The following is a 22316-nucleotide window of genomic DNA, read 5'->3' on the forward strand; positions in this document are numbered from 1 at the left end:
AATAAAATACAACCCGTTTCCCCCGCTTTGGCCGGAATATGGTTACTTCCTGCCGCCGGCAGCAGTTTCAGACGGCCTTAACCGCAGGGTGCCTCGCCCACAAAGATACGGCGGTTGTGAAAGGCGGCGAGCGTGCCGCGGTGGCCGATGCTCACAATAATACTCTCGGGCAAACGCTCGCGGATAAGCGTGTACAGCGCGGCTTCGGTCGGCTCGTCCAATGCGGCGGTGGCCTCGTCAAGCAACACCACTTTCGGGCGTGTGAGCAGAATGCGCACAAACGCCACGCGCTGCAATTCGCCCGGAGAGAGTTTGTGCTGCCAATCATCGGCTTTATCTAGCTGCCCGGCAAGCCGGCCTAGAAAACAGGCCTGCATGACGGCCACCAATTCAGGATGGTGCGGGTCGATGTCGGGATAGCACACCGCCTGGCGCAGGCTGCCCTGCGGTGTGTAGGGGCGTTGCGGCACAAATAAAATATCCCTCTGCGGGGGGCGGCCGATTGTGCCGCTGCTGCCGAACGGCCATAAGCCTGCCAATGCACGCAACAGTGAGGTTTTGCCGCAGCCGCTGGGGCCCTGTATCAAGAGTGCATCGCCGCTTCCAACGCCCACGTTCAGATTTTCCAGTAACACATCGCCGTTTTGGCGGTAGAGCGTTACGTTGTCGAGCGAGAGGCCGTCTGAAACTTCGTCAACCTGCGGGTTGCCGGCCTGTTTGATTTGGTTGGTGCCGGCGAGAAAGCCGCTTAAACGTTCCAAGCGGGCGCGGTAAGCGGTGAATGCTTCATAGAAGTTGCGGAAAAACGATAAGGCGCGTTGCAGGCGGTTGAATGCCTGCACGGTTTGGTGCATATCGCCGATTTTAATCTGTCCGGCAAAAAAACGCGGTGCCTGAAGCATCAGCGGCAAAAGCTGTACGCCCTGCGTGAGCAGATCGTTGAAGCCGTTTAACGTAATGCTTTGGCGGGCGATTTTCCAGCGGTTGCGGATAATGGCGGCAAAACGTTCGCCAAGCTGCTGCCGTTCGCGCCATTCGCCGTTGTAAAACGCCACGCTCTCGGCATGATCGCGCACGCGGATCAGCGAATAACGGTAGTCGCCGTTAAGTTTTTCGTTGTCGTAGTTATAGCGGATCAGCGGTTTGCCTATCCACATCGCCGCCACGGTGGAAAGCAGCACGAATACAAACACGAAAAACACCATACCGCGCGGAATCTCCAAGCCGAACAGGCTTAAAATGCCCGACAATCCCCACAAAACAATGGTAAATTCAACTGCAGAAATCACCGAATTGAGCATACCCCGGATAAATTCGATGGTAGCAACGATAAACTCCTGCGCGTCCTGCTGGATACGCTGGTCGATATTGTCGGGCGCATGGCGGAGCATTTGCAGACGGTAATAGTTTTTGTCGGCCAGCCAGCGTTCGGTCAGCACGGCGTTTAATTTTTCCGACCACTTAATCGCCAGCGCCTGATCGAAAAAATCGTTCACAATGCCGTTAAGCGTACGCATCAGCACCACCCCCGCATTAATCAGGGCGAAAAACCAAAAAGCTTGGGCTTCAGCATCTTGCAGGGCACTATATAAACCGTTGTAGAAAAATGTGTTTAAAACATTCAAACGGATTTCGGTAAGCAGCAGCAACACCATCAGCATAACTGCCAGTGCGGTTTTGACACCGCTTTTTTTATTGATGCAGGGGCGCAGAATATACCAAAACTGTTTGCCGAAACGGGTTTTGCCCGCCAGAAAAACAATCAGCACCAAAGCTGCCATCACGCCGCCCAAAGTTTGCAGCAGCCACATCGGGCTGTTGCCCAGTTCGATTTGCCATTTTTCCATATTGATTCGACACATCATGAGGCCGTCTGAAATATTTCAGACGGCCTTTCAGCCGTAAATATTTCCACAGTCAAGCGAGCTTAACCGGAGCAGAAGTTGCCGGCTGTGTTTGAGAAGATAAACAATGTAAATATAAACAAGAATATTTGTGAAATAAAAACAATAAGTTGAAAATTTTTACAAAGCTGTTTTTTTAATATTCATATAAATTCAAATTATAATACTCTAAATTAATGCAAGTAAAAATAATTCTTAAAATTCTTAAAATTGATGTTTCAGCTCAACTTCAACCTAAACCATAACAGAGGATATTTATGAAAAAACAAACATATAAAACCGCCCTGCTGCCCCTGCTGGTTTTTCAGGCATGGGCTTATGCCGACACACCGGCTGTGCCTGCCGTTGTTGAAAATACAGAAATCGGCACCGTAACAGTGAAAGGCAAGGCAGCCAAATCTTATTCTATCGCCAGCGACGGCGATCTGCGCGACCGCGTGAACTTGGGTCTGCTCGGCAAGGCCAACGCCTTCACCGCGCCGGTTACCGTGGTGAATTACGATGAAAAAGCCCTCAATAACACCGAAGCGCGCACGTTGGTGGATGCCATCGCCAAACACGATGCCTCCACATGGCAGTTCGGCGGCGAAAGCAATACGCTCACCGGCCTGTATTTCCGCGGCTATCAGTTAGATGCACGCCAATTCAGCGTAAACGGCCTGGCCGGTATGTACGGCACGCAAGGCACCTCCAGCGTACAGGTGGCTTCGGCGCAACTGATTAAAGGCGCATCCACCGCCATTACCGGCATGGATCCGGAAGGCGCGGTATCCGGCGCCGTCAATATCGAAACCAAAAAAGCCGCAGATGAAGGCAACCGCAAAATCGGCGCGGGCTACTTCAGCGACAGCCGCGCCCAAGGTACATTCGACTTGGGGCAGCGTTTCGGTGAAAACAAACAGTTCGGCGTGCGTGCAAACGGCAAGCTGCGCCACGGCGACACCCCGCGCAACGGTTACAGCGAAGACAATAAAGAATTTGCGCTCAATGCCGATTACCGTGGCGACAAACTGCGTGTGGCGTTTGACTCCATTTACTCCAAGCGCAAAGCCGAAGGCGGCCGCGCCCGTATTCAGGATATCCAAAGCGCAAACGGCCGTTTGTTTGACGCGCCGGACGGCAAAACCAACCTCTTACCGGGTTGGAACCGGCAAAACACCACCGGCCAAACCAATATGCTGACGTTTGAATATGATCTTGACGCACCGATACAAATCAGCGGCGGCATCGGTTATAACAAAGCGCGTTATTACGGCACGCTGGTTTCGCCAACGGCCTGCGCCACCGCCACCACCACCCGCCCGCAAAGCGGAAACAATTGTGACGGCACGCAATACACCACCGGCCGCGCCCGCATAACCGGCCAATATTTCCGCACCCTCAGCATGAATCTGGCCGCGCGCGGCGAATTTGAAACCGGGCCGGTCAGCCACAACTGGAATGCCGCATTCGACCGCATTATCCGCAACCGCACCACGCTGCAAAGCGCGCAAAGTGCCGCAAACAGCAGCCGCGTGATCACACCTTACGGCGCAACCAGTATTGAAGAGCAGCTGGCGGCCTACCGGCCGGTTATCCCCACAGCGATGAACACCAGCCTGGATACCAATGTCAAGGTAAACAGCCTGGCGTTATCGGATACCTTGGGCTTTTTCGGCAACAAATACCGCCTGACTTTAGGCGGCCGCTATCAAATGATTGATCAAACAGATAAAAGAGAAGGAAGCAGCGCAGACGCCTCCCGCTTCAGCCCCATGGCCATGGCCGCCTGGGTGCCTTCTCCCGATTTTGTGGTTTACGGCAACTATATGGAAGATTTGGAGCCCGGAGCCGTCACCACCGACACCGCAACAGGCGATGCGGGCATGTCCGACCCGCGCGTCAGCCGCCAGTTTGAGGTAGGCGTACGCAAAAACTGGGGTGATTTTGTTACCACGCTCAATGCCTTCCAGATCACCCGGCCCGGCTATTACCGCACCAATTCCGCTGCCTATATCGCCAACCGCCTGGCCGGCAAACCGCGCGGTACCGAACGCAACCGCGGTGTGGAATTCAGCACTTACGCCAACCTGCTGAACCAAACCCTGCGTCCGAGTTTCGGCATCATGTATCTGCAATCCCGCGTAAAAGATTATCCCACCTACGCCGAAACATTCGCCAACGGCGTGCAGGTTGCCAACCCCAATGTGATTGCCAAAGCCGGTGTCGAATGGGATACGCCGTTTGTTAAAGGGCTGACCTTAAGCAGCAATGTGCAACATTTCGGCAAATCCTACCAGCGCACCGACAAGGCTTACGCCTTCCCCTCTTACACCCTAGTGGATGTGGGCGCGCGCTACAAAACCAAGCTGGGCGGCAAAAACACCCTAACGGTGAGCAGCGCGGTAGAAAATCTGTTCAACAAAAACTACTGGCAGGTGCAGCGCGGCCAATACGACCGCAGCTTCGCCGTGCTCGGTATGCCGCGCACTTATTGGCTGAAAGCCGAACTGGAGTTTTAACCGGATTAACACATCACCGACACAGGCCGTCTGAAACTTTCAAACGGCCTGATATATTTTCAGACGGCTCGGCGGGTTGGAAAAGTTTGTTTTGCCTGCACTTTCATACCGGCAGTTTTTATTTCCGCCGAAATAGAAACAGCGGCATCGCGATGGCAGGCGTGTCCAAGCTTCACGCAACACCGCCCTGCCTTCAGGCATATTTGATAAGCGTCAAAACCCTAAAACAGAGCTTCCGGCAAAAAGAAAAATACAACCATGCCTGATTTTCGATATCCTCAGGCCGTCTGAAAGTTTCAGACGGCCTGATATTTTCAGACCGCCCGGCGGGTTGGAAAAGTTTGTTTGGTCTGCACTTTCATGCCGGCAGTTTTTATCTCTGCCGAAATAGAAACAGCGGCATCGCGATGGCAGGCGTGTCCAAGCTTCACGTAACACCGCCCTGCCTTCAGGAATATTTGATAAGCGTCAAAACCCTGAAACGGAGCTTCGGGCAAAAAGAAAAATACAACCATGCCCTGATTTTCGATATCTTCAGGCCGTCTGAAACTTTCAGACGCCCTGACGTATTTTAAAACGGCCCGTTCGGTTTGCTTATTTGCCGAACGGCAGCCATATTCTGGCCAAGCCATACATCACCGCGCCGCCCGCACCCAGCAGCAGAAACAATATGCCTTTTTTGCGCGCATTCGGGCAAAACCAGTAAACGGCAGTGCTGAAGCTGAAAAACAGCACGGCCACTACCCACACCAATTGCTTGTCTTTGAAGCGGTTAAGCATGTAGCTTTCGGTGATCACCACATACATCTGCCACAATGCCGCCATGCACATGCTGATGACGCCGGCGGGCAGAAAAACAATGCCGAGCAATTCTTTATTCATTTTTTAAATGCGGCCGTCTGAAAAAATAAAGGCGCAATTATAAACCCTGCCGCAAACAAACCGGAAGCCGCCAGTTTTCAGACGGCCTATAATATATATATAATAGTAATAGAAGAAATTTTGATTCTATAATGCTATTATTCTTATATTCACATGATAATATATCTTGAAATTTTAAATATCTAGATGATATAGAAAACATAAGCTTTGACAGAGCAATAAGTTATCTATTCGATGTGCGTAACAATTCCTGCAACCAATCAGTTAAACTCGGCCGCCGTCCGATAAGGAAACAGTAATGCCGTATAGAATTTTTACGGCAATAAAAATTACACCAACCCTAACCTACCCGTTTACTAAATTTTTATGCCTGTTTCGATAAAAGGCTGGAATCACCTACATTTTCCAACAACAATACAATATGTTCAACAACCTTAGCTTAAGGAGTATTACAATGAGTCCGTTTCACAAGCTTCTGGAAAAAATCGCACATGCCGATAAACTCGGTGTTTTTCTCTGCCGTTTTTCCATCTTTGTCGTATTTGCCTGGATAGGCTGGCTGAAATTTATTCCATATGAAGCCGATAGTATCGTACCGTTTGTTGCCAACAGTCCCTTTATGTCGTGGCTGTATAACGATCCCCTGAATTATGTTCAATATATGAATCATGAAGGGGTATTGAACGAGGCCAATCGCGCATGGCATTTGGCCAACAACACCTACGGCTATTCCAACGGTTTAGGCGTAGTGGAGCTGGTATTTGCCTTTATGATTATGGCGCACTATATCAATCCGCGTATAGGCTTTATCGGCGCGACACTCTGTTTTCTCACCCCTTTTATTACTTACACTTTTTTGATTTTCACGCCTGAAACATGGGTACATGGTGCAGATGCGCATACCGGCTTTCCTTACCTTTCCGGTGCAGGCCGTTTGGTATTGAAAGACATTATGATGCTTGCAGCAGGCTTCATTGCCATGATAGATTCTGCACGCGCAATCCTAAACAACAAAAAAGCAGCGTTCGCTTAGGCCTGCCTACGCTGTAAGTTCTAAAAACGATAAATCCGCCTGAAAGCGTCTTTATCGTTTTCAACTCACTACTGAAAGGAAAAATATGTTTAAAGATTGGCCCGAACACACTGCTTTTGTCAAACAGTCTTTTGCAAGCTTAGGTAAGAAACATCCAAAAATGCTCCAGGCTTATGGAGCATTGGAGCAAGCAGCGGCGGCAGAGGCTTTAGACGAAAAAACCCGCGAACTGATTGCAATAGCAGTCGCCATTACCACGCGCTGCGAGAGTTGCATCAGTGTGCATGCCGAAAAAGCTGTAAAAGCCGGGGCAACCGAAAGCGAGATTGCCGGAGCGTTGGCAATGGCTATTTCACTCAATGCAGGTGCTGCCTATACATATGCACTGCGTGCACTGGAAGCAGTAGAGAACCAAAGATGACACTGCCCCAAGCCGGCAGACAGTGCCTCCCGATTTTACAGTCACCGCACACTGCCGGGCTGCGGCAAAAAATGTAAAACCACACCGGAGAAGCAGCCGGACAATTGCTTATCCGGTGTGGTTTTTTATTTACAATAAGGATATAAACCTTACAGCATCCCGACCAACGATAAAGATCTCCCTCTCTGAGAGGCGGTAAAACCGCATCCCAATACTCCCTTTTACACTCCTGCCGGATCGGGCTGTCTCCAAAAAGCACCATATCCACCGTCTTAAGAGGTGTTTGGGTGCGCGTTCATACCACTACTTCTGCTTTTGATGCTCATTCAGCACACCTATAACACGCCATGCAGCAGCTATCCAAATGCAGCAAATCGACTTCACCGCATTGACCGGGACAATCAAAGCAGCACTTTTGCTTTTCTCTGATTACCAATACAGCGGGCCCGCTCAATTTTCTCTACGGTTTTGCCGTACTCCCGCACTTACTGCCTGATTGCTGCCCTGCACCCCAAATGGGCGATAGCTAACCGGCAGCATTCCAGCGATAATAACGCCCCTTTCCCACCTTTACGACAAGCTTTTATGCAGCCTTTTTTCACCGGCCTGATGATTACCGGCGGCCTGATTGCCGCCATCGGTGCACAAAATGCCTTTGTTTTAAAACAAGGCTTGCTCAAACAACATATAGGCTTGGTTGTGTTGCTGTGTTGGCTGTGCGATGTAGTGCTGATTGCGCTGGGCATATTCGGTACCGCCGCCCTGCTTGCCGGCAACCCCGCCGCCTCGGCACTGTTAGCACTGGCCGGCAGCCTGTTTCTGCTGGCCTATGGCGCGATAAACGCCAAACGCGCTTGGCAGGGCGGCGGGCATTTGGCAGTAAACACCGATGCCGCAGCTGCTTCCTCGCTGAAAACCGCAACCACCACACTCGCGCTCACCCTGCTCAACCCCCATGTATATATCGACACGGTGGTGTTAATCGGCGGAGCCGCCTCGTCTTTCAATCAAACAGGCAAAATGCTGTTTCTGCTCGGCTCGCTAACTGCCTCGGCATGTTGGTTTGTTTCGATAGGTTTCGGCGCACGCCTGCTGCTGCCGCTGTTCCGCCGCGAACGCGTGTGGCAGGTTCTCGAGGGTCTGATTGCCCTGATGATGTTTTATCTGGCATGGAATTTGCTGCAGCAAGCCCTGGCTCTGTTGTTTTGATACGGCAAAGCAACCCGTCAAAGGCCGTCTAAATCAATATGTTCAGACGGCCTTGAAATATAAAAAACCATATAAAAACAATATAATAAATGGATTAAACGGCATGCTGTGCGCCGTGCTTTACCAACCCTAACAACCCCGCCGGGCAGAACCCGATATACTGGCTGCCGTTCAGCCGCCTGCGGTATTAACCGGTTTATGAAAGGATCAAACCATGAAACACATTCTGTTTGCCACCACCCTCGCCGCCACCTTGAGCGCCTGCACCGTAGGCACGCCCGGTATGTCGGTGGGCGTGGGGGTGGGTACCGGCATAGGCCGCCATGTCGGCTTGGGCACGTCTATCAATATTCCCGTAGGGCTGGACCGCACCCGCACCAGCGGCAACAAAGACGGCACAAACGTGGTGGAAGAACAAACCGTTACCTATTTCGATGCACAAGGCAACGCCCGCAACCAACCGGTTAAAGGCGGCTTTCACCGCCAACTGGTCGGCAGGCGCAGCAACGAATACATCGTGCAGGATTTTTACAGCGACAACAACCAAAAACGCACCGACCCCTACACCCTGCCCCGCAGCCGGCTGATGGATTTCCGCGCCCACCCCGAAAACGGCGCACTGACCACCTATGCCTACAACGGCAACGTGATGCAGCAGCAGATTTTCAAAAACGGCCGGCTGGTGAACGCGAAATATTAACCGGCGGCTTTTACCGAACCGCCGGCGCAGGCGCGGATTTGATTCATTCTGCCCGATATTTCAGGCGGCAGGCCGCAAGTGCAGGCAACACGGAGCCTGCCCTGTTACCGCTTGCCGGCCGGCGGAACCGTGCGCCAAGCCAAAAGGCAATATTGCAACGGAAACTCAGGGAGTCTGCGGGCTGCACGGCTTCAGGCCGTCTGAAAAACGTTTTCAGACGGCCTGAATCTTTTGCCCAATCCCCATTGGTTTTCCATATATCCCGCAACCTTTTCCACCTTAAAGCCGTCTGAAAATGCCCAAATCCCGTTATTATCGCGGACGCCTTTATTTTCGGCACCAAGCCGCAGACCGCCGGCAGTGCAGACGATAAGAAGCCTGCCCTGTTACCGCCGGCGGCCTTAGATTTCTGCCGGCAGAAAAATGACGGAAAACAAACTTTTTGTGGTGTTTCCGGGTTTTGCAAAAGTTTCAGGCCGTCTGAAAACATGATTTTCAGACGGCCTGAAACACGTTTGTCTGTCAAACTCAAGCGTTCAGATTCGCCGAGTGCTCACGCGTTTCATGGAACACGATATCCGGCCAACGCTCCTGCGTTAAGCCCAGGTTCACGCGGTTGGGCGCGAGATAGGCCAGATTGCCGCCTGCGTCCACCGACAAATTCACCGCATTGGCTTTTTCAAATTCGGCCAGCTTTTTCCTGTCGCTGCACGACACCCAGCGCGCCGACCAAATCGGGGCGTTGTCAAACACCGCTTCCACACCGTATTCGGCGGCCAGCCGCGAAGTTACCACCTCAAACTGCAACACGCCCACCGCGCCCAAAACCAAATCGCCGCCGTTATGCGGTTTGAACACCTGCACCGCGCCCTCTTCGCCGAGCTGCTGCAAGCCTTTTTGCAGTTGTTTGATTTTCAGCGGGTTTTTAATGCGCACGCTGCGGAACAGCTCGGGCGCGAAAAACGGAATGCCGGTAAACGAAAGCTGCTCGCCTTCCGAAAAACTGTCGCCGATTTGGATATTGCCGTGGTTGGGAATGCCGATAATATCGCCTGCATAGGCTTCTTCCACCAGCTCGCGGTCGTGCGACATAAACGTAACCACGCTGGAGGCGGAAATTTCGCGGTTGATGCGCAGATGCTTCATTTTCATACCGCGCTCGAATTTGCCGGAACACACGCGCAGAAAGGCGATGCGGTCACGGTGTTTCGGGTCCATATTCGCTTGGATTTTAAACACAAAGCCTGAAAACTTCTCTTCAGACGGCTGCACCGTGCGCACGGTGGCATCGCGCGCTTTCGGGGCGGGCGCCCAGTCGATAAGGGAATTTAAAATCTCTTGGATGCCGAAATTGTTGATCGCCGAGCCGAAAAACACCGGCGTGAGCCCGCCCGCCAGAAATGCTTCCAAATCAAACCCGTTCGAGGCAGCCTGCACCAATTCGATTTCATCGCGCAATTGTTTGATTTCCAGCGGAAAGCGTTCGGCCAAAACCGGATTGGCTATGCCTTTGATGATGTCGAACTCGTGCGGCAGCCGCTCGCCGCCGGCCTCGAAGAGATAAATTTCATCGTTCAGAATGTGATACACGCCTTTGAAATTTTTGCCCATGCCGATCGGCCAGGTAACGGGCGCGCAGCGGATTTTCAAAATGCTTTCCACTTCATCGAGCAATTCCAGCGAATCGCGCACTTCGCGGTCGTATTTGTTCATAAAGGTAACGATGGGCGTGTTGCGCAGGCGGCAGACGTTGAGCAGTTTGATCGTTTGCGCTTCCACGCCTTTGGCCGCGTCAATCACCATCAAGGCGCTGTCCACCGCCGTTAACACGCGGTAGGTGTCTTCCGAAAAGTCTTGGTGGCCGGGGGTGTCGAGCAGATTGACGGTGTGGCTGCGGTAATCGAACTGCATCACCGATGAAGCCACCGAAATGCCGCGCTGCTTTTCGATTTCCATCCAGTCGGAAGTGGCGAATTTGCCGCTTTTCTTGCCCTTCACCGTTCCCGCGCTCTGAATCGCGCCCGAAAACAGCAGCAGTTTTTCGGTGAGCGTGGTTTTGCCGGCATCGGGGTGGGAAATGATGGCGAAGGTGCGGCGGCGGCACACTTCTTGTGGAATATTCGACATGGTTTCTCTTCAATGATAAATAAACGGTTTCTGTTTAGAGATGCAGCCTCAAACTGCCGCACAGAAACAGCAGCAAAGCCGGCACAGACGCAGCAGCTTTCAAAATATCTGCTCCCGCCGCAACCGCTTAACCGGAAAACAATGCAGATATTCAATACTCTGCTTTGCAAAAAACCTCGAGGCCGTCTGAAAATTTTCAGACGGCCTGCCATACAGTAGGCCGATTAACGGGGCAAGGCGCGGGATTGTATAAAAAAATGCTTGTTTTTTCAACATGTAAACCGAAACAAGCTAGGCATCGGAGCGCATGCCCCGCGCTTCCCGCTCAGCGCCTGCCGGATTTTTCCAGCAGAAAATCCACCATGCTGGCCACATTGGGGGTGGAGCCCCGGTTTTTGTAATACACCAGATACAGCGGCACGGTATCGACCCTCCATTGCGGCAGCAACCGCACCCAGCCGCCGCTGCGCAGCATATTGTCGAAACAGGGCAGAAGCGCGATGCCGATGCCGTCTGAAACCATCTGCCCGAGCAGGTTGGCATCGTTGCTGCTGAGTTTGCAGCTGCCCTGAATATGCACGCAGTGCTGTCTGCAGACAAACCGCCATTCGGGGCCGTCATATTTGTTTAACAGCGTATGCCCGTGCAGCTCGTGCGGGCTTTCGGGGCAGCCGGCGCGTTGCAGGTAGCTTTCTGCGGCAAACAGCCCCAGCTCGATGTCGGTGAGTTTGCGGGCGACAACGTTGCCGTCTTCGGGCAGGCTCAAGCGCAGGGAAATATCGATGCCGTCTTGAATCATATTCACTTTTTTATTGTTGATTTCAACTTCCAGCACCACATCGGGATAGCGGCGCATATATTCGGCCAGATGCAGCATCAGAAAACCGCGCCCCACTTCTGTGGAAACCGATATCCGCAGCAGCCCACCCGGCGTGTCAAGCCTGCCCTGCACGCCGTTGACCGCCGCTTCGGCCGCCTGCATCATCTGCTGCGCGCGCAGGTAAAACTGCTCACCCACTTCGTTGAGCAATACACCCCGTCTGCTTCTGTCCATCAATGCCGTGCCCAAGCCGGCCTCCAAACGGCTGATGCGGCGGCTCAGGCGCGACTTGGGAATATTCGCCAAATCCGCCGCCTTGCTGAAACTGCCCGCCTGCACCACCGCCACAAACAGGCGGATATCGTTTAAATCCACATTACCCATCTTGTTTCTTACCCATGTTTGCCGGTTTTTTCCTTTTTTCTGTTCTGTTTTTGCAACTTAAAGTTTGATTTTTGTATCTTGTTGCAAAATTATGCATATCTATAATGCGCCCTGTCAACACGATGTTTTCGAATAAACACTCAATAAGGAAACTGTAATGAGCCAACCCGCAAACTTCAACGGCGCCGCGCCGAAAATCGATCCCGCCAACGCCGCGATGCTGTTAATCGACCACCAAAGCGGCCTGTTTAACACCGTGCGCGATTTGAACGTGCGCGAGCTGCGCGCCAACGCCGTTACGCTGGCGAAAGTGGCGGCTTTGGCCAAAATGCCGGTAATTACCACCGCTTCGGTGCCGCAAGGCCCCAACGGCCCCTTGATTCCCGAAATCCACGAAGCCGCGCCGCATGCGCAATACGTTGCCCGCAAAGGCCAGATTAACTCTTGGGACAACCCCGATTTCGTGGCCGCCGTGAAAGCTACCGGCAAAAAGCAACTCATCATCGCCGGCACTATTACCAGCGTGTGCATGGCCTTCCCCGCCATCTCCGCGATTGCCGAGGGCTATCAGGTGTTCTGCGTGGTCGATGCTTCCGGCACCTACAGCAAAATGGCGCAGGAAATCACGCTGGCGCGCATCGTGCAGGCAGGAGCCGTGCCGATGGACACCGCCGCCGTGTGCTCCGAAATCCAGCAAACCTGGAACCGCCCCGACGCTGCCGAATGGGCAAAAGCCTATGAAGCCGTGTTCCCCGAATACGCGCTGCTGATTGAAAGCTACATCAAAGCCCGCCAAGTGGAGCACGATGGCGAGCAATTGGATTCCGAGCGCGCCTGATTGATTTTTTAATCGATCACGTTTTCAGACGGCCTGCTTTCTATTTCAGACGGCTCACCGGTCGATATTGGGAAAAGGCCGTCTGAAAACCCACCGGCGCAGCCCCAAGCCCGGCCTGCCGGGCAGAGTGCGGCGGTGTGCAGCCCGATTGCGGCGCACATAATGTATTAATGTATTTTTCCCCTTTCAGACGGCTCACCGGCCAGTGTTCGGACAACAGGCCGTCTGAAAATTCCAACCCCAACCTCAAAAAGGAAACTTTAATGGCAAACAAAAAACCCTATATCCGCCTCGACAAAAACGATGCCGCCATGCTGCTGGTCGACCACCAAACCGGCCTGCTCTCGCTGGTGCGCGATATCGAACCCGACAAGTTCAAAAACAACGTGCTGGCCACCGCCGATTTGGCCAAATATTTCGGCCTGCCCACCATTCTCACCACCAGCTTTGAAAACGGCCCCAACGGCCCGCTGGTGCCCGAATTGAAAGAAATCTTTCCCGATGCGCCCTACATCGCCCGCCCCGGCAACATCAACGCCTGGGACAACGAAGATTTTGTGAAAGCCGTCAAAGCCACCGGCAAAAAACAGCTCATCATCGCCGGCGTGGTAACCGAAGTGTGCGTGGCCTTCCCAGCGCTTTCCGCCATCGAAGAAGGCTATGATGTGTTTGTGATTACCGATGCTTCCGGCACCTTCAACACCATGACCCGCGATGCTGCGTAGGACCGCATGAGCCAAGCCGGCGTGCAGCTGATGACCTGGTTCGGCGCCGCCTGCGAGCTGCACCGCGACTGGCGCAACGACATCGAAGGCTTGGGCGCGCTGTTCGGCAACCACATCCCCGACTACCGCAACCTGATCACTAGCTTCAACACGCTCACTCAGGGTAAATAAACGCATTAAGGCCGTCTGAAAACTTTTCAGACGGCCTGTTACCGTTTTGACAGTTAATAAATTGATAATATTGGTAAGAATCTCAAAAAACCATAAGCCGGCCAAAACCTTTACCCGACATTCCTCTCTAAGGTTTGCACAGCAAGGTTTGCACAGCGGCTTTTGCAGATATGGCACAAACATCTGTTTTTTAAACATATTCACAAGGAATATCAAAATGAGTTTTGTAACCACTCGGGACGGCGTTCAGATTTTCTATAAAGATTGGGGGCCGAAAGATGCAGAAGTATTATTTTTTCATCACGGCTGGCCGCTCAGTTCCGATGATTGGGACGCACAACTGCCCTATTTCGTTGCCAAAGGCTACCGCGTTATCGCCCATGACCGCCGCGGACACGGCCGCTCAAGCCAAGTGTGGGACGGGCACGATATGGATCACTATGCCGATGATGCGGCGGCGGTAGTCGAACACTTGGGCATTCAAAAAGCCGTGCATATCGGGCATTCCACAGGCGGCGGAGAGGTGGTGCGCTATATCGCCCGCCACGGCGAAAGCCGTGTATCAAAAGCCGTGTATCAAAAGCCGTGTATCAAAAGCCGTGTATCAAAAGCCGTGTATCAAAAGCCGTGTATCAAAAGCCGTGTATCAAAAGCCGTGTATCAAAAGCCGTGTATCAAAAGCCGTGTTGGTAAGTGCCGTGCCGCCTTTAATGGTGCAGACAGAAAATAATCCTGAAGGGCTGCCCAAAGCATTATTCGATGACTTCCAAAAACAGCTGTTGGCCAACCGCGCCCAGTTTTACTATGATGTTCCCGCCGGCCCTTTCTACGGCTTTAACCGCCCGGACGCAAAAGTGTCCGAACCGGTTATCCAAAACTGGTGGCAGCAAGGCATGATGGGGGCAGCAAAAGCCCACTACGACGGCATCGCGGCATTTTCCCAAACCGACTTTACCGAAGATTTGAAAAAAATTACCGTACCCGTGTTGGTGATGCACGGCAGCGGTGACCAAGTCGTCCCATTTGAAATTTCGGGAAAACGGTCGGCACAACTACTGCAAAACAGTACATTAAAAGTGTATCCGGGCTACTCCCACGGAATGCTCACCATTAATCCTGAAGTGATCAATCCCGATTTGCTGGCATTTATCCAAAATTGAAGCCAACCGCTTGAGAACAGACCGGCATGATACGGTCAGGCCGTCTGAAAAACAGATTTCAGACGGCCTGCTGCCGTACCTCAAGCCAAAACTTGCCTTTTCCTGCCACAGGAAACACAATGATACCTTTCCGTTGAATCGTCAAGGACACTCCCCATGACCCAAATCGCCCTGATTGTCGGCAGCCTGAGCAAACAGTCTATCAACCGCGCCGTGGCCGAACATATTGCCGCGCAGGCACCCGCCGGCGTGGCAGTCGAAGAAGTGCAGATCGGCGATCTGCCGCTCTACACGCAAGATCTCGATGCCGAAAGCGTGCCGGCCTACGATCGCGTGCGCGCACAGCTCAAAGCCGCCGATGCCGTGTTAATCGTCAGCCCCGAACACAACCGCGCCATGCCTGCCGCCGTGAAAAACATTATCGATATTGCCTCGCGCCCGTTCGGCCAAAGCGTTTGGGCAGGCAAAAAAGCCGCTGTCGTTACCGCCTCGCCCGGCGGCTACGGCGGCATCAACAGCGGCCTGCAAATCCGCCAAAGCCTGCAACCGCTGGGAGCAGACGTGCTAATCGCACCCGAAGTGTTTCTCAGCCGCGCCAACGCCGCGCTGGAAAACGGCAAGGTAGCCGATGAGCGCACCGCGCAGTTTTTAAACCAATTCGCCGCCACCTTTTACGCCTGGGCAGCGCAATAAAAACAACAGGCCGTCTGAAAGCCGGTTGACAGGCTTTCAGACGGCCTATCCGCCCAATCTTTACAACTTTAGAAAGGAGCCGCCGTGCCTGCCCACCCGCCCGAATTTATCGAACAATGCGCCGGCTTCACCGACCTGTTTCTGCAATTGGGGCTGCCTGCCGAACCGCAGGAGATTGCCGGCTTTATCATGCGGCACCGCCCGCTGCCTGAGTCGGTTTCACTGTCCGATGCGCCGTTTTGGAACACCGCGCAAGCGCAGTTTTTGCAAGAGCAGCGCCAACTGGACGAGCCGCCGTTCAATATATTGATCGACCAGCTCAGCGAAGCCCTGCGCGGTTAATCTGCTCAAACCCTGTATCCCCCAACCACCGAAAGGAAACCCCATGAAACTCTACTATGCCCCCGGCACCTGCGCACTGGCCTGCTGGATTGCCTTAGAATGGGCCGGTGCCGACTATGAAGCGGTGCGCGCCGACTATGCTTCAGAAGAATACAAACGCATCAACCCACTGGCCGCCGTACCCGCGCTCGACATCGGCGGCAAACGCACGATGACCCAGGCCGCCGCCATTTTGCAATATATTGCCGACTCCCACCCCGAAAGCCGGCTCGGCAGCAACGAAGGCTTGGAAAACGCGTTCGAGCTGAACGAAACCATGTCTTTTCTCGCCAGCGACCTGCACCCCGCCTTCTGGCCGTTTTTCATGCCCTACCGTTACACCACCGATGAAAGCGAGGCGGCATTGAAAGCGGTGAAAGAATCGGCCTATGCCCGCATCGACCGCGCCATGCTGCACCTGGAAAACCTGCTGGCCGCCGGCGGGGGCTATGTGTACCAAGGCCGCCGCAGCATTGCCGATGCCTACGCATTTGTGATGGTGCGCTGGACGGAAAACCTGCCGAAAAGCTGGCGCGAATACCCCGAAATTGCAAAATTTATGGAACGCATGACGGCCGACCAAGCCGTGCAGTATGTGATGCAGGCGCAAAAAGCCTGATGCCGCCGTTTTCAGCTGCAAGGGCGGATATCTGAAAATGCCTGTCTGAAAATAGGGTTGGAAAAATAGGATTGGAACCACCGTAAAATCTCCCTGCCGATCCGTTTCACCCATACTGCGCCACCGCATACCGAAACGCCGCCGCTATGGCGGCGTTTCGGTGCAATTGCCGGAAATAAAAACTGCAAGCTGCTTTTTTAACGGCGGTACTGCCTAGCTGCACACCGAAGCCCGCCCAAGCCATCAACGCGGGAAATTGCTTTATTTCCAATCCCATAAACTCTCAATGAGACCGTTGCAAACGGGTTTCAACCAAACCCGTCTATCCGTTTACCCGCGCCTGTCGGAAAACCCGAATACCCGCCCCACTTCCACCACAGGCAAACTTCAGGCCGTCTTAAACCCTTTTCAGACGGCCTGAAGCCTTAGGTGTAGGAAATTCCAGCGTTGTTTACACGTTCCGTTTTTTTTACATGCAGACCCATTTTGGGATTTTTGAGGGTTGTCAAGAATGCCGAAAGGCACGGCGAATCCGCATCGTTCTTGAGAATGCTCCAAAATCACGAAACCATCATTCTGGCAAAAAACCAAAGCCGTTTGCCATAAAGAAACAGACCCTGCGCCTTCCCGCGCCGGCCCTGTGCGGCAGGCGGTTGCCTTATGCTTCTTCCACCAAGCCCAAATCAAGCAGCTCCTGCTGCAGCCGGCCGGCAGTCCAACCGCTGCCGACAGCCAGCGTGAGCAGCACGGCGGCGGTTTCCAAGTTGGCTTTGCCGCCGTTCACCACGCCCGCGCCCCGCAGCGCGCTGCCCTGCGCATAAACGGCGGCGGCGTTGCCTTGCGGCACTTGGCTGATGTTCAGCAACAGGCCGCCTTTTGCGGTAAACCGCCGCACGGCATCGATGAAACCGGCATCTGCCGGGGCATTGCCGTGGCCGTAGCTTTGCAATACCACAGCGTCTGCCCCGCTGCGGTCGAGGCCGTCTGAACAGGCTTGTGCAGCAAAACCGGGAATCAGCGTGGTGCAGATCACTTTGGCCTGCGGGTTCAGCGGGCGCACCTGCAAAGCCTGCCCTGTTTTTTCAGACGGCCTGATGCGCACATTATCCCAGCCTTGTTCGGGCGACCATTGCGCCAGTGTGCCGAAATGCGGGTTGCTGAAACCTTCCGCGCTTTCGGTGCTGGTTTTGCTGCTGCCCACGGCGGGAAACAGTTTGCCGTTAAAGGCAATCACGGTTTCGCGCAGATCCAGCTCGAAAGCGGTCACGGCGGTGGCAAGGTTCAGCGGGGCATCACTGTTTTCTGCATCGTAGGGCAGCTGCGAGCCGGTCAGCACCACAGGTTTGTCCAACCCCTGCAGGGCGAGTGCAAACAGATTGGCGGCGTAGGCCAATGTGTCGGTGCCGTGCAGCACCAGCACGCCGTTGTATTGCGGGATTTTTTCCGCCACCAGTTGCAGCCAGCTTTGCCAGTCGGCAAGCGTAACCGCCGAGGAATCAATCAGCGGGTCGCATAAATGCCAATCAAAACGGAAGCGGCCGGCAAACGGCAGCAGGGCTTTGCCTGCCAGCGCGGCATCCGGGCGCAGGCCTTGCCTGCTTTGGCTCATGCCGATGGTGCCGCCGGTGTAGAGTACGAAAATGGAGGGTAAGGTGTGCATATTTTCTGTTTCCGGTGTAGGTTGAATAGGAAAACGGGGCAGTCCCCAAACCGCATACGGCGCAGGCGGCAGATGCGCGGTGTCCGTTTCAGTTTAATCCGCTATGGCACAAGCCCGCTATAGTGAATCCATTTGATTTTCGACACAGGGCGGCAAACTGCAGGCAATACAGAGCCGATTCTGTTGCCGTTTTGGCGGTTTGCAAAACCGTTTTCTTCAGGCCGTGCCACAATGCTTTAACGGAAACAAAGCGGGTTCACGATTCAATATAAACAGCGGTTTTACCGGGTTGGCGCAGCAGGCCGTCTGAAAATACCGCCCTGTTTTTTCAGACGGTTAAAGCAGCCGTATGCTGCCTATTCTGCTTCCCGTATCCAAGCCTGCTGCACGGCTTCGAGGATTTTTTCGCCGCTGCGGGCAGGATCATCGTTGAAATCCGGCAGGCTGAGAATCAGCTCGCGCAACCGGGTAAACCGGATGGTTTTCGGGTCGATATCGGGATAACCGTCATAAAGTTCTTCTGCGATGCGTTGGGTGTCGGTCCATTTCATCGTGTTTTCCTTTTTTGATTCATGCAGCAACGCAAAACAGCGCAACACAACCAAGAGGCAATACCGATGCCCCGTTGCCGCTTCAGCGGTCGGCCCAACCCGTTTTCTCCGTCCCCCGGGCAGGGCTTAATTCTGTGTTGTGTTCTGTGTTGCCGACAGTGAATGCGCACATTTTGAGTAGGTTAAGCCGCAGGCAGTGCAGAATCATACGGCGAACCCGGCCATGCCCTAATGGAAATGTCCATATTCTGCGGCAGTTTGTTTGGCGGAGTGTAGCATTATCCGCTGCACAGGGCAGATTTTTCCAAAGGCCGTCTGAAAACCCGCCGCCGCAAACTGAACAGCAGAAACAACCATCTGCACTATGCCGGCAGGGCTTGTGTCCGGCATGTCTCCTGCGGTTCAACGGCGATCAGAACAACCGTTACCGCAATTTGAACAGACAGCATACGGCGGCCAAACAAGCAGAGTGCCGCCGGCAATGCCGGTTTTGCCTATGGCAAGGCTGAATTACCCTGCCGTCTGCTCTAACTCCAGCGAAGCGGCCAGCAGCGACAGGCGCGCCATCACGCCGTAAACATACAGGCGGTTGCACCCGCAATCGGGGTTGGCGGCATTGGTTTGCGGTACGCCCAGCGAATCCCATTGGGCGAACACGCGTTTGCAGCGCTCTTCGCTGCCCTCTTCCGCGCCCGCCACCGGAATCGCCTGGTTCAGCGGCACAAACACCATGCCGCCCGCGTTGAGGTTTTCATCGTTGGCGCGCCCTTCGTGCACGCGGAAAAAACCGCCGATCACGAAACGGTCCATCATATACACCACCGGCTCGGAAACTGCGCCGTCAAGTATTTCATAAGTGTAGATGCCTTCCTGCACAATCACTTCGCTCACTTGCAAGCCTTCTTTGATTTTGGCCATTTTATTGCGGTTTTTACGGTTTAACCCGCGCACTTCATCGGCCGATTTCACGCTCATCACACCCATGCCGTATGTGCCCGCATCGGCTTTCACAATCACAAAAGGCTTGTCGGTAATGCCTTTTTCATCGTATTTGGCCTGGATTTTCGCCAGCATCCGCTCCACTGCTTCGGCCAGCGCGTCTTCACCTTCGCGTTCTTGAAAATCCAAACCGCCGATCTGCTCGAAATAAGGGTTGATGTGCCACACGTCTATGCCCAGCAGTTCGGCAAATTCGGCTGCCACTTGATTGTAGGCGGCAAAGTGGGCGGTTTTACGGCGGGTCGTCCAGCCTCCGTGCAGCGGCGGCAGCACGGTTTGCGCGATGCCCTGCAAAATTTCCGGCACGCCGGCCGACAAATCATTGTTCAGCAACACCAGGCAGGGCGAGAATCCGTCTGCCAGGTGCACCCTCTCCCTGGTGCGCAGCAACGGTTCGAGCAGGATTTTATCGCCCAATGCGGTTTCAAACTCTGCCGCCTCAGTAATCTCGGGGTTGAGGCTGCCCAAGCGCACCTCAAACCCCGCCGTGCGCAGAATGGTGCTCAAGGCATACGCATTTTGCAGATAAAAAGTGTTGCGGGTATGGTTTTCGGGCACAATCAACACCGATTTCGCCTGCGGGCAGGCGCGCTCTACCGCGTCCTGCGCGGCGTGTGCCGCCAACTGGGTGAAGGCCGGATTGAGATTATTGAAGCCCCCCGGAAACAGATTCATATCGATAGAAGCCATTTTATAGCCGGCATTGCGGATATCGACCGAACCGTAAAACGGCGGCTTGTGCTGCGCCCACCGTTGGCGGAACCAAGCCTCGATTTTGGTTTGGTGGTTTAAAATGGTCCGTTCAAATTCTTGAAGTTGCGCCAGATAGGCACCAGACATTACGGGCAGCGACATATTTTTACCTGTATCAAAAATTGCTCACCCCCGCATGATAGGTTTTTCAGACGGCCTATACAAGCACCAAAAAATTATTGCAGTTAATACACAGCCAAAATAAGACAATATGTCTAAAAAATTATCAATAAAATTCAAAATAAAATATAAAAAGCATTTTTTAGACATTTTGCTTGCATTCTGCCGCACAAATCGCTACCATCACGCCGATATTTTTCTGTGATAACCAAAGCACAAACCATGAAACCGCAAACCCTTTATGACAAACTTTGGAACAGCCATATCGTCCGCGAAGAAGAAGACGGCACCGTTCTGTTATATATCGACCGCCATCTGGTACACGAAGTTACCAGCCCTCAGGCTTTCGAGGGGCTCAAAATGGCCGGCCGCAAGTTGTGGCGCATCGACAGCGTGGTTTCCACGGCCGACCACAACACCCCCACCGACCATTGGGACGAAGGCATCAAAGATCCCATCTCCAAACTGCAGGTCGATACTTTAGACAACAACATCAAAGAATTCGGTGCACTTGCCTATTTTCCTTTTAGAAACAAGGCTCAGGGCATCGTGCACGTGATGGGGCCCGAGCAGGGCGCCACCTTGCCCGGCATGACCGTGGTTTGCGGCGACTCCCACACCTCCACCCACGGCGCATTCGGCGCGCTGGCGCACGGCATCGGCACCTCCGAAGTCGAACACACCATGGCCACCCAGTGTATCACCGCCAAAAAATCCAAAACCATGCTGATTAAAGTAAACGGCCGTCTGAAACCCGGCGTTGCCGCCAAAGACATGGCTTTATACATTATCGGCCGAATCGGCACCGCCGGCGGCACCGGCCATGCGGTCGAATTCGGCGGCGAAGCTGTCCGCAGCCTCTCGATGGAAGGCCGCATGACCTTGTGCAATATGGCTATCGAGGCCGGCGCGCGCAGCGGCATCGTGGCTGTGGATCAAACCACCATCGATTATGTGAAAGGCAGGCCGCTCGCTCCCAAAGGCGAAGATTGGGAAAAAGCCGCTGCCTACTGGAAAACGCTGGTTTCCGATGAAGGCGCGGTTTTCGACACGGTTTACGAGTTTGATGCTGCCGATATCGAACCGCAGGTTACTTGGGGCACCTCGCCGGAAATGGTGCTCGACATCAACGGCAGAGTACCCAACCCCGCCGATGAAGCCGACCCGGTCAAACGCAGCGGCATGGAGCGCGCGTTGGAATACATGGGGCTGGCCGCCGACACTCCGTTAAACCAAATTCCCGTGGATGTGGTGTTTATCGGTTCCTGCACCAACAGCCGCATTGAAGATTTGCGCGAAGCCGCTGCCATAGCCAAAGGCCGCCGTAAAGCCGCCAATATCCGCCGCGTATTGGTGGTGCCGGGTTCGGGCTTGGTAAAAAATCAGGCCGAGCGCGAAGGCTTGGACAAAATCTTCACCGAAGCCGGCTTCGAATGGCGCGAACCGGGCTGCTCGATGTGCCTGGCCATGAACGCCGACCGCCTCGCACCACAGGAACGTTGCGCCTCCACTTCCAACCGCAACTTCGAAGGCCGCCAAGGCAACGGCGGGCGCACCCACTTGGTCAGCCCGGCAATGGCCGCCGCTGCCGCAGTTACCGGCTGTTTCACCGATGTACGCCGTCTGTAAAAAACAACAGGCCGTCTGAAAAACTTTCAGACGGCC

24 protein-coding genes are annotated in these 22316 nt (G+C 53.9%); 15 read left to right on the forward strand and 9 right to left on the reverse strand.

The features are described from left to right. Positions 1-77: 77 nt before the first annotated feature. Positions 78-1847 carry an ABC transporter ATP-binding protein/permease gene (locus H7A79_RS06510; RefSeq protein ID WP_187001645.1) on the reverse strand — a complete coding sequence of 590 codons (1770 nt, stop codon included), beginning with the start codon at positions 1845-1847 and terminating at the stop codon, positions 78-80. 314 nt (positions 1848-2161) lie between these two features. On the opposite strand from H7A79_RS06510, the gene H7A79_RS06515 reads away from it, so the two are divergent. After that, positions 2162-4405 carry a TonB-dependent receptor gene (locus H7A79_RS06515; RefSeq protein ID WP_187001439.1) on the forward strand — a complete coding sequence of 748 codons (2244 nt, stop codon included), beginning with the start codon at positions 2162-2164 and terminating at the stop codon, positions 4403-4405. Positions 4406-4719: 314 nt separating this feature from the next. Here the strand turns inward: H7A79_RS06515 and H7A79_RS06520 are convergent, their stop codons facing one another. Together H7A79_RS06520 and H7A79_RS06525 are read right to left on the reverse strand one after the other, a co-directional pair. Next, the gene (locus H7A79_RS06520; RefSeq protein ID WP_187001440.1) at positions 4720-4920 is read right to left on the reverse strand and encodes a hypothetical protein; all 201 of its coding nucleotides are present in this window, start codon (positions 4918-4920) and stop codon (positions 4720-4722) included. Positions 4921-4999: 79 nt separating this feature from the next. After that, on the reverse strand, positions 5000-5287 hold the full coding sequence (locus H7A79_RS06525; protein WP_135037421.1) for a hypothetical protein: 288 nt from the start codon (positions 5285-5287) through the stop codon (positions 5000-5002). 421 nt (positions 5288-5708) lie between these two features. Between H7A79_RS06525 and rclC the strand changes: the two genes are divergently transcribed. The 4 genes from rclC to H7A79_RS06545 all read left to right on the forward strand — a co-directional run bounded on the left by rclC (position 5709) and on the right by H7A79_RS06545 (position 8650). After that, positions 5709-6320: a reactive chlorine resistance membrane protein RclC gene (gene rclC / locus H7A79_RS06530; protein ID WP_281385022.1), complete on the forward strand. Its 612-nt coding sequence runs from the start codon at positions 5709-5711 to the stop codon at positions 6318-6320. A gap of 85 nt (positions 6321-6405) precedes the next feature. Then, positions 6406-6741, forward strand: a complete 336-nt coding sequence (locus H7A79_RS06535) for a carboxymuconolactone decarboxylase family protein (protein WP_135037416.1) — start codon at positions 6406-6408, stop codon at positions 6739-6741. Between the two features lie 585 nt (positions 6742-7326). Continuing rightward, on the forward strand, positions 7327-7950 hold the full coding sequence (locus H7A79_RS06540; RefSeq protein ID WP_187001441.1) for a LysE/ArgO family amino acid transporter: 624 nt from the start codon (positions 7327-7329) through the stop codon (positions 7948-7950). A 214-nt stretch (positions 7951-8164) separates the two neighbouring features. Then, entirely contained in the window at positions 8165-8650 is a 486-nt protein-coding gene (locus tag H7A79_RS06545) for a NemA protein (protein WP_187001442.1), read from the forward strand. Positions 8651-9178: 528 nt separating this feature from the next. Here H7A79_RS06545 and H7A79_RS06550 read toward each other — a convergent pair. Together H7A79_RS06550 and H7A79_RS06555 are read right to left on the reverse strand one after the other, a co-directional pair. After that, a complete protein-coding gene (locus H7A79_RS06550; RefSeq protein WP_187001443.1) occupies positions 9179-10777 on the reverse strand; it encodes a peptide chain release factor 3 in 1599 nt (532 codons plus the stop codon). Between the two features lie 325 nt (positions 10778-11102). Next, positions 11103-11981, reverse strand: a complete 879-nt coding sequence (locus tag H7A79_RS06555; RefSeq protein ID WP_187001444.1) for a LysR family transcriptional regulator — start codon at positions 11979-11981, stop codon at positions 11103-11105. 157 nt (positions 11982-12138) lie between these two features. Between H7A79_RS06555 and H7A79_RS06560 the strand changes: the two genes are divergently transcribed. Next, entirely contained in the window at positions 12139-12819 is a 681-nt protein-coding gene (locus H7A79_RS06560) for a hydrolase (protein ID WP_187001445.1), read from the forward strand. Positions 12820-12859: 40 nt separating this feature from the next. On the opposite strand, the gene H7A79_RS06565 is transcribed toward H7A79_RS06560, so the two are convergent. Then, positions 12860-13069 (reverse strand): hypothetical protein, encoded by a 210-nt coding sequence (locus H7A79_RS06565; protein WP_187001446.1) that lies wholly within the window; start codon positions 13067-13069, stop codon positions 12860-12862. 13 nt (positions 13070-13082) lie between these two features. Between H7A79_RS06565 and H7A79_RS06570 the strand changes: the two genes are divergently transcribed. The 8 genes from H7A79_RS06570 to H7A79_RS06600 all read left to right on the forward strand — a co-directional run bounded on the left by H7A79_RS06570 (position 13083) and on the right by H7A79_RS06600 (position 16989). Next, a complete protein-coding gene (locus tag H7A79_RS06570) occupies positions 13083-13544 on the forward strand; it encodes a hydrolase (protein ID WP_246408101.1) in 462 nt (153 codons plus the stop codon). A gap of 6 nt (positions 13545-13550) precedes the next feature. After that, complete coding sequence (locus tag H7A79_RS15185) at positions 13551-13715, forward strand: cysteine hydrolase family protein (RefSeq protein ID WP_246408102.1); 165 nt, start codon at positions 13551-13553, stop codon at positions 13713-13715. Positions 13716-13932: 217 nt separating this feature from the next. After that, on the forward strand, positions 13933-14445 hold the full coding sequence (locus H7A79_RS06575) for an alpha/beta fold hydrolase (RefSeq protein WP_214646420.1): 513 nt from the start codon (positions 13933-13935) through the stop codon (positions 14443-14445). Then, entirely contained in the window at positions 14414-14875 is a 462-nt protein-coding gene (locus H7A79_RS06580; protein WP_353663635.1) for an alpha/beta fold hydrolase, read from the forward strand. Before H7A79_RS06575 ends, H7A79_RS06580 begins: the two co-directional genes overlap by 32 nt. Before the next feature lie 156 nt (positions 14876-15031). Continuing rightward, entirely contained in the window at positions 15032-15568 is a 537-nt protein-coding gene (locus H7A79_RS06585) for an NADPH-dependent FMN reductase (RefSeq protein ID WP_135036977.1), read from the forward strand. Between the two features lie 84 nt (positions 15569-15652). Then, positions 15653-15910, forward strand: coding sequence for a DUF2789 family protein (locus H7A79_RS06590; protein ID WP_209304857.1), 258 nt, complete (start codon positions 15653-15655; stop codon positions 15908-15910). A gap of 43 nt (positions 15911-15953) precedes the next feature. Next, complete coding sequence (locus H7A79_RS06595) at positions 15954-16568, forward strand: glutathione S-transferase family protein (protein WP_187001447.1); 615 nt, start codon at positions 15954-15956, stop codon at positions 16566-16568. A gap of 286 nt (positions 16569-16854) precedes the next feature. Beyond that, complete coding sequence (locus H7A79_RS06600; protein WP_281385024.1) at positions 16855-16989, forward strand: hypothetical protein; 135 nt, start codon at positions 16855-16857, stop codon at positions 16987-16989. Between the two features lie 237 nt (positions 16990-17226). On the opposite strand, the gene H7A79_RS06605 is transcribed toward H7A79_RS06600, so the two are convergent. The 3 genes from H7A79_RS06605 to gshA all read right to left on the reverse strand — a co-directional run bounded on the left by H7A79_RS06605 (position 17227) and on the right by gshA (position 20633). Beyond that, entirely contained in the window at positions 17227-18228 is a 1002-nt protein-coding gene (locus H7A79_RS06605; protein WP_187001448.1) for an asparaginase, read from the reverse strand. A gap of 356 nt (positions 18229-18584) precedes the next feature. Then, positions 18585-18779 carry a Fe-S cluster assembly protein IscX gene (iscX, locus tag H7A79_RS06610; protein ID WP_135036983.1) on the reverse strand — a complete coding sequence of 65 codons (195 nt, stop codon included), beginning with the start codon at positions 18777-18779 and terminating at the stop codon, positions 18585-18587. A 510-nt stretch (positions 18780-19289) separates the two neighbouring features. Continuing rightward, complete coding sequence (gene gshA / locus H7A79_RS06615) at positions 19290-20633, reverse strand: glutamate--cysteine ligase (protein ID WP_135036986.1); 1344 nt, start codon at positions 20631-20633, stop codon at positions 19290-19292. 240 nt (positions 20634-20873) lie between these two features. On the opposite strand from gshA, the gene leuC reads away from it, so the two are divergent. After that, positions 20874-22280, forward strand: coding sequence for a 3-isopropylmalate dehydratase large subunit (gene leuC / locus H7A79_RS06620; protein ID WP_187001449.1), 1407 nt, complete (start codon positions 20874-20876; stop codon positions 22278-22280). Positions 22281-22316: the final 36 nt, after the last annotated feature.

This window comes from Neisseria musculi (genome assembly GCF_014297595.2).
Taxonomy (GTDB): domain Bacteria; phylum Pseudomonadota; class Gammaproteobacteria; order Burkholderiales; family Neisseriaceae; genus Neisseria; species Neisseria musculi.

Excerpts from the sequence above, each read along its gene's own strand:
- H7A79_RS06510 (WP_187001645.1), bottom strand. The coding sequence starts at position 1,847 with ATGGAAAAATGGCAAATCGAACTGGGCAACAGCCCGATGTGGCTGCTG.
- H7A79_RS06515 (WP_187001439.1), top strand. The coding sequence starts at position 2,162 with ATGAAAAAACAAACATATAAAACCGCCCTGCTGCCCCTGCTGGTTTTT.
- H7A79_RS06520 (WP_187001440.1), bottom strand. The coding sequence starts at position 4,920 with ATGGTTGTATTTTTCTTTTTGCCCGAAGCTCCGTTTCAGGGTTTTGAC.
- H7A79_RS06525 (WP_135037421.1), bottom strand. The coding sequence starts at position 5,287 with ATGAATAAAGAATTGCTCGGCATTGTTTTTCTGCCCGCCGGCGTCATC.
- rclC (WP_281385022.1), top strand. The coding sequence starts at position 5,709 with ATGTTCAACAACCTTAGCTTAAGGAGTATTACAATGAGTCCGTTTCAC.
- H7A79_RS06535 (WP_135037416.1), top strand. The coding sequence starts at position 6,406 with ATGTTTAAAGATTGGCCCGAACACACTGCTTTTGTCAAACAGTCTTTT.
- H7A79_RS06540 (WP_187001441.1), top strand. The coding sequence starts at position 7,327 with ATGCAGCCTTTTTTCACCGGCCTGATGATTACCGGCGGCCTGATTGCC.
- H7A79_RS06545 (WP_187001442.1), top strand. The coding sequence starts at position 8,165 with ATGAAACACATTCTGTTTGCCACCACCCTCGCCGCCACCTTGAGCGCC.
- H7A79_RS06550 (WP_187001443.1), bottom strand. The coding sequence starts at position 10,777 with ATGTCGAATATTCCACAAGAAGTGTGCCGCCGCCGCACCTTCGCCATC.
- H7A79_RS06555 (WP_187001444.1), bottom strand. The coding sequence starts at position 11,981 with ATGGGTAATGTGGATTTAAACGATATCCGCCTGTTTGTGGCGGTGGTG.
- H7A79_RS06560 (WP_187001445.1), top strand. The coding sequence starts at position 12,139 with ATGAGCCAACCCGCAAACTTCAACGGCGCCGCGCCGAAAATCGATCCC.
- H7A79_RS06570 (WP_246408101.1), top strand. The coding sequence starts at position 13,083 with ATGGCAAACAAAAAACCCTATATCCGCCTCGACAAAAACGATGCCGCC.
- H7A79_RS15185 (WP_246408102.1), top strand. The coding sequence starts at position 13,551 with ATGAGCCAAGCCGGCGTGCAGCTGATGACCTGGTTCGGCGCCGCCTGC.
- H7A79_RS06575 (WP_214646420.1), top strand. The coding sequence starts at position 13,933 with ATGAGTTTTGTAACCACTCGGGACGGCGTTCAGATTTTCTATAAAGAT.
- H7A79_RS06585 (WP_135036977.1), top strand. The coding sequence starts at position 15,032 with ATGACCCAAATCGCCCTGATTGTCGGCAGCCTGAGCAAACAGTCTATC.
- H7A79_RS06595 (WP_187001447.1), top strand. The coding sequence starts at position 15,954 with ATGAAACTCTACTATGCCCCCGGCACCTGCGCACTGGCCTGCTGGATT.
- H7A79_RS06600 (WP_281385024.1), top strand. The coding sequence starts at position 16,855 with ATGAGACCGTTGCAAACGGGTTTCAACCAAACCCGTCTATCCGTTTAC.
- H7A79_RS06605 (WP_187001448.1), bottom strand. The coding sequence starts at position 18,228 with ATGCACACCTTACCCTCCATTTTCGTACTCTACACCGGCGGCACCATC.
- iscX (WP_135036983.1), bottom strand. The coding sequence starts at position 18,779 with ATGAAATGGACCGACACCCAACGCATCGCAGAAGAACTTTATGACGGT.
- gshA (WP_135036986.1), bottom strand. The coding sequence starts at position 20,633 with ATGTCGCTGCCCGTAATGTCTGGTGCCTATCTGGCGCAACTTCAAGAA.
- leuC (WP_187001449.1), top strand. The coding sequence starts at position 20,874 with ATGAAACCGCAAACCCTTTATGACAAACTTTGGAACAGCCATATCGTC.